At 71.5% G+C, this 5,744-nt stretch carries 7 protein-coding genes; 2 read left to right on the forward strand and 5 right to left on the reverse strand.

What is annotated here, in order from left to right:
- The 3 genes from AC08OT_RS11785 to AC08OT_RS11795 all read right to left on the reverse strand — a co-directional run.
- Nucleotides 1-211 (reverse strand): hypothetical protein (locus tag AC08OT_RS11785; protein WP_476602815.1); only part of this gene is annotated, 211 nt, incomplete at its 3' end.
- Nucleotides 212-345: 134 nt separating this feature from the next.
- Entirely contained in the window at nt 346-1,656 is a 1,311-nt protein-coding gene (locus tag AC08OT_RS11790) for an NYN domain-containing protein (RefSeq protein ID WP_476592916.1), read from the reverse strand.
- Nucleotides 1,657-1,871: 215 nt separating this feature from the next.
- The gene (locus AC08OT_RS11795) at nt 1,872-2,843 is read right to left on the reverse strand and encodes a hypothetical protein (RefSeq protein ID WP_476602816.1); all 972 of its coding nucleotides are present in this window, start codon (nt 2,841-2,843) and stop codon (nt 1,872-1,874) included.
- On the opposite strand from AC08OT_RS11795, the gene AC08OT_RS11800 reads away from it, so the two are divergent.
- Nucleotides 2,826-3,134, forward strand: coding sequence for a DUF4352 domain-containing protein (locus AC08OT_RS11800; RefSeq protein ID WP_476597135.1), 309 nt, complete (start codon nt 2,826-2,828; stop codon nt 3,132-3,134). The two genes, AC08OT_RS11795 and AC08OT_RS11800, sit on opposite strands and share 18 nt — an antisense overlap.
- Before the next feature lie 140 nt (nt 3,135-3,274).
- Here AC08OT_RS11800 and AC08OT_RS11805 read toward each other — a convergent pair whose 3' ends face one another.
- The gene (locus AC08OT_RS11805; protein ID WP_476593563.1) at nt 3,275-3,670 is read right to left on the reverse strand and encodes an HIT family protein; all 396 of its coding nucleotides are present in this window, start codon (nt 3,668-3,670) and stop codon (nt 3,275-3,277) included.
- Between the two features lie 197 nt (nt 3,671-3,867).
- Complete coding sequence (locus AC08OT_RS11810) at nt 3,868-4,278, reverse strand: VOC family protein (RefSeq protein WP_476593562.1); 411 nt, start codon at nt 4,276-4,278, stop codon at nt 3,868-3,870.
- Nucleotides 4,279-4,570: 292 nt separating this feature from the next.
- Between AC08OT_RS11810 and AC08OT_RS11815 the strand changes: the two genes are divergently transcribed.
- The coding region (locus AC08OT_RS11815; protein ID WP_476602817.1) for a DEDD exonuclease domain-containing protein at nt 4,571-5,744 on the forward strand (1,174 nt) is incomplete at its 3' end.

Consider the following 5,744-nt stretch of genomic DNA (forward strand, 5'->3'; position numbering starts at 1 on the left):
GCGCCTGGTCCAGCCGCGGCGCCTGGTCCAGCAGTGCCGTCCGCACGTCGGCGAGCGGGGGCAGCAGACCGGCGTCGGCGAGCAACCGCAATGCCTCGGGCTCCTCGGCGTCCCAGCCGACGGGCGGGCCCGGCGCCGGGAGCAGGACGGTCATCATGCAGCCGGCGCACCTGACACCACGGGCGGTGCAGGAGTCACAGTCGATCAGCATCGTGCGCACCTTCCGGATCCGAACCGGTGGAGGTCGGCGACGACAGACAATCCGAGTACCGATCTCCCGACTTCACCGACGGTAGGTCCAGGGTCCGACAATTCTCGGCGGACAAGTCCCGCCCGACGGATCCCCTACCGGTCGAGGCGGGCCAGCAGAGCGGCCGAGGGTACCGCCCGGGCTCCGGCGGCGGCGCAGTTCTCCGCGACCTCCCGGTCGGAGGTGATGACGAAGACCAGGCGGCCTTCCGGTTCCATCCGCACCAGCCGGACGATCTCCTCGTCGGCGAGCTGCCCGGGCCGGCTGAACAGCACGCGCACCCCCCGAGGCATGGCGACACCCACCGGCCGGGCCACGACGGCGGTGGCATCGAAGACGACCGTGACCTCGCTGTCGGGATTGCGGCCCGCGAGCGCACCAAGTCCGGACAGCAGCCGCTCACGCTGGGCCTGCAGGGTGAGGCGGCCGTAGCCCCGCTTGGTCACGTTGTACCCGTCGATGATCAGATGGACCCCGGGGACGGCCAACACCTCGTCGATCAGGGAGGGGTCGTCGTCCGGCCGCCCGCGGGCCCCGGCGAACGCCTGCGGGCCGTTACTCGGGCCGGCTCCGCCGCGAGCGATGAGATCCGCGGGCCTCGCGACCATCGTCGGGAGGTCGAGTTCGCGTCGCAGGCCGTGCGCCGAGGCGATCAGGGTGTCAAGGAGAACGCGCAACCGGGCGTCATCGACGCTGCGGGACTCGCGGCTGTCCCGGCGGGTGGAGGCGAGCGCGCTCTCCAGCTCCGCCACCCGGCCGCGCAGCCGCCGGGTCTCCGCCTCGGCATCCCGGCTGACGGCCAAGGCTGCGTCCCGGGCCGCCTCGGCCGCGGTCAGGGCCTCTCGCGTGGCGTCCTCGGCCCGCCGGATCCCGGCGGTGGACGAGCGCAGCCGCCGGCGAGCCTCGTCCGCCTCCGCCCGGGCCGCCCGCAACTGCTCGCGCAGTTCCTCCTGCTCGGCCGCGGCGATGCGCTTGCTCGTCTCGAGCTGTTCGGTGAGCCGCAGTATCGTCCGCTCGGCCTCGTCGACCTGGCTGCGGACCGCCGCCTCCGACGTGGACGCCGCAGCGACCTGGACCAGCTCCTGCCAGCCGGAGACCCGCAGCAGGTACGCGACCGCGGCGATCTTCTCGGGAGGCGCCGCGGGCGGCGGTCCGTCCGGCGAGCTGACGGCTTCGACAAGCTCGGGATGATGACGGCGGATCCACTCGGCGACCTGGCCGCGGAACACGTCACCGTCCACCGCCGCGGCCAGCGGGACAGCTCCCTGGCGGACGCGGCGGGAGGGCTTGAAGCGGCGCACCGCGACCAGCGACGGCGGGACCTCCGGCTCGGGAAGATCCGCCAGCGTCTGCTCGGCGAACTCGACAACATGCGCCCGCACCGGCGCCGGAAGCGGCTCACTCATGCGGCGAATCCGAGGGTGGCGACGAAATGTTCATCAACACGCGCACGACGGACAAACCGGGTGGGCCGTATCTCCAACGGCTCGTCCAACCGGCCAGACAGCAAGGCACGCGGGACTCCGGAGCCGACGGGGAGAACGATGACAGTACAGCACAGCTTATCGGGAGAGCTCAGGGCACTCACGGCCGCTACCGGCCGGATCGGTACGTCGGCGGCCTACGGCGGGGCGGGCATTGCCTCAGGTGAAAGTCGGCTTATGTAGCCTCGCGAGGCGCGCCCCTGGCTGCGCCTGAGAGGATCATCGTGACCGACCAGAACCCGCCTCACCAGCCCCCCAGCGGTGACGGGAGCCAGGAGGCGTGGAGGCAGCCGAATGACCCCTGGCACCAGCCCGCGGACGCTGGCAGCACCCCCGCCTCCGGTTCGCCCTCTACTCCCCCGCCGGCTCCGGTCCCACCGTGGGGAGCGCCCCAGCCCGGCCAGCCGAACCAGCCCGACTCGGAGGAGACACGCCTCGCCTGGCCGGGCACCGTCCCGCAACCGGGCGGGCAGCAGTGGGGCGGGCAGCCCAGCGGCCCACAGCACCCCGGCGCTGCGCCAGGGTGGGGACAGCCCGGCGTCGGGCAGGGCTGGGGACAGCCGGGCGGCTGGCAGCAGCCGGACCATCCCCCGGCCGCGGCTGCCGGGCCCTACCAGGGTGGGAGTGCCCCATACCCGGGGACGGTCGGCTACCAGGGCGGTCCCGACGCCTACCAGAACCCCCCCTGCTGCTACCCGCCGCCCGGCGGGTAGCAGCAGGGCAGCCCGCCGCCTCCGCCCCGGCAGCGGACCAGTCCGCTGTTCATCATCGTGCCCCTCGCCGTGGTTGCCGCCATCGTGCTCGGTGTCGTGATCGCCCTCGCGGTGGGCGGCGGTTGACGACACCGAGATCGCCTCCCCACCGGCCCCGACGGTGACCGTGCCCGACCTCCCGAATACCACCGCGACCGCGACCGCGACCGCGGCCGCCCCGACCGCGACCCCGCCAAACGGAGTGCCGAGCTGCGTTCCGGTGACGCCACAGCACGCGCCGGCAGCCGGCACCGCGACGATCGGCGGCTCCGGCACCGCCGTCGGCCGGGCCACCTCCTCGGTCAGCGACTTCGAAGCCAGGGTCACCCTCAACAGCGTCTGCTCCACCACCGGCAAGGTGACCCAGTACGGCGACGCGCCCGCCCAGGGGCCTACTACGTCATTAACGTGACGGTCGAGGTGAGCCGCGGGTCGACGTCCGCCTCACCGTCCGATTTCTACATCCAGACCTCCGACGGCACCCGGTACGACGGCAGCTACGAGAACGTCGCGCCGCGGCTGTCGGTGTCGACTCTCAAGGCCGGGCAGCGGGTCCGGGGCAACATCGTCATCGATGCGCCACCCGGGCACGCCATCCTGAACTGGGAACCGCTGTTCGCCGTCGATCCACCGAAGTTCCAGCTCTGACCGCCGCGTAACCCTACGATCCGCCAGAACAGCCAGAACAGCCAGAACAGCCAGAACAGCCAGAACAGCCAGAACAGCCAGAACAGCCAGAACAGCCAGAACAGCCAGAACAGCCAGATCCGCGCCGGCCGGTACCCGGCTCAGCCGAGGGCGGCGCGGATCCGCTCGGCCACGGCATCGAGCTCGGCCGAGTCGGGGTTGTGGTCGGCGAGCCTGAAGTCGATCTGCGTCTCGTCCTCGATCGGCAGGAGATGCACGTGGACGTGCGGGACCTCGAGCCCGGCGACGAGCGCGGCCACCCGCCGAGGTCGGAAGGCCGCGTCGATGGCGCGGCCCACCGTCGCCGCGGCGCTCCACAACGCGACCTGGAGATCATCGGGTAGATCGATCCAATGGTCAATCTCGATGCGGGGAACGACCAGGGTGTGTCCCGGCCGGATCGGCGCGATCGTCAGGAACGCCACCACGTGCTCGTCGGAGTAGACGATGCGACCGGGAAGCTCGCCGTTGATGATCCGGGTGAAGACGCTCGACATGGCTGCAACCCTATCGACCGGGTCGTCCGGCGCGTGACGACAGCACCCGATGGCCGATGGCCGTTCACCCGGCCGTCGAGCCGTCACGTTTTCCGCTGAACGCGACGGTGGTGTGGAGCACGCTTCTCCGAAACCGTGCTCCACCCTCGCCGACCCGCCGGGAACCCAACCCCGTGGGAGCCCGGCCCGCCGGGATGTCAGACAAAGGGGCGCGCGAATCCCGCCGGCCCGACCGTCATCACCCGGAACTCGTTACCCTCCGGATCCTTGAGAACGTATCCGCTCTCCCCGTCGTCGTCGTACCGGGACACCCGGCGGGCACCGAGGGTCGACAACCAGCCGATCACACGCTCCGCGTCGACGGCGTAGAGATCCAGATGAAGCCGGTTACGGCCGGCATCGCGCTTCGCCCCGGGCCTGAGGAGGATCTTGGGTCCCGCGCCGGCCGGGTGACGCAGGATCACCCCGTCGTCACGCCGGCTCACCTCGTATCCCAATGCGGCGGACCAGAAGCGCACCATCACGTCAACGTTCGAACAGTCGACCGCGACCCGCGCCACTCGAATGCCGTTCGTCTCGAACCATGCCACCTGGACATGATTCCGCATTCGACGCACGCAGGCCTGCCGAGTTGGCCGCACGTTTGAGCACACGCCCCGACAGAAGCACCGGACTGCCCCGACGGGACCATAAACGGGACAACCGCGGCGAATTCTATGGCCAATACCGTCCCGTGGCACACCCAGCACCCTACGGATCAGGTATCGTTAACCATTTTCCACCGGCCCGTGACCCGGAACCTCCGTGACGACGTGCGGCGAGGCGGACCTGCTTTCGCCTCCGGGCCCGGCGGACAATCCCGGGCGTGAAACTGTCGGGGGTGGGGCCTACCGTGACGCCGTGCGCCCAGATCCCGCCCCGGACCGTCCCCGGCCGCCCCGGCAGGGCAGGCTGGACGATCTCGGTCGCCCGCTGGCGGACGTGACCTTCGTCGTGTTCGACCTGGAGACGACGGGCACCTCCCCGGGAACCGACGAGATCACCGAGATCGGCGCGGTCCGGGTCCGCGGCGGCCGAATCCTCGCCGAGATGGCCACCCTGGTCCGGCCGGGCGTCGGCATCCCTCCGATGGTCTCGGTGCTCACCGGCATCACCGACGTGATGGTGGCGACGGCGCCGCCGGTCGCGCAGGTGGTGCCCACCTTCCTGGAGTTCGCCCGCGGTGCCGTTCTTGTCGCCCACAATGCCCCGTTCGACCTCGGCTTCCTGCGCGCCGCCGTCGAGCTCTGCGGCTATCCGGTGCCCGCCTGGGAGTATCTGGACACGTTGCGTATCGCCCGGCGGGTGGTCACGAGAGACGAGAGTCCCGACTGCCGGCTCACGTCGCTGGCCTCGCTGTTCCGCAGCCCGGTCGAACCCCGCCACCGGGCGCTGGCGGACGCCCGGGCCACCGTCGACGTGCTGCACGGGCTGTTCGAACGGCTCGGCAACGCGGGCGTGACCACCCTGGAGGACCTGCACGACTACAGCTCCCGGGTGTCGCCGGCCCAGCGACGCAAACGGCACCTGGCCGACGGCCTGCCGACGGGCCCGGGTGTCTACATCTTCCGGGACGCCGACGAACGGGCCCTGTATGTCGGCACCTCGCGTTCGGTGCGTTCCCGGGTCCGTACCTACTTCACCGCCAGCGAGCCCCGGACCCGGATGGCGGAGATGGTGGCGCTGGCTGAGCGGGTCGACGCGATCGGCTGCGCGCACGCCCTGGAGGCCGAGGTCCGGGAACTGCGGCTAATCGCCGAGTACAAGCCGCCGTACAACCGCCGATCCCGCTTCCCGGAGCGCTCCGTGTACCTCAAGCTCACCGACGAGCCGTTCCCGCGGCTGTCACGGGTACGCGCCGCCCGTGACGACGCGACCTATCTCGGGCCGTTCGGCAGTGTCCGCGCCGCCGACGCCGCCGCCGAGGCGCTGCTGGCCGCGGTGCCGCTGCGCCAGTGCTCCGGGCGCCTGTCCCCGCGCGTGCGCCGGCCCGCCTGTACCCTCGCCGACCTCGGCAGATGCGGAGCGCCGTGCG

It is taken from the genome of Frankia sp. CgJB1, assembly GCF_977947065.1.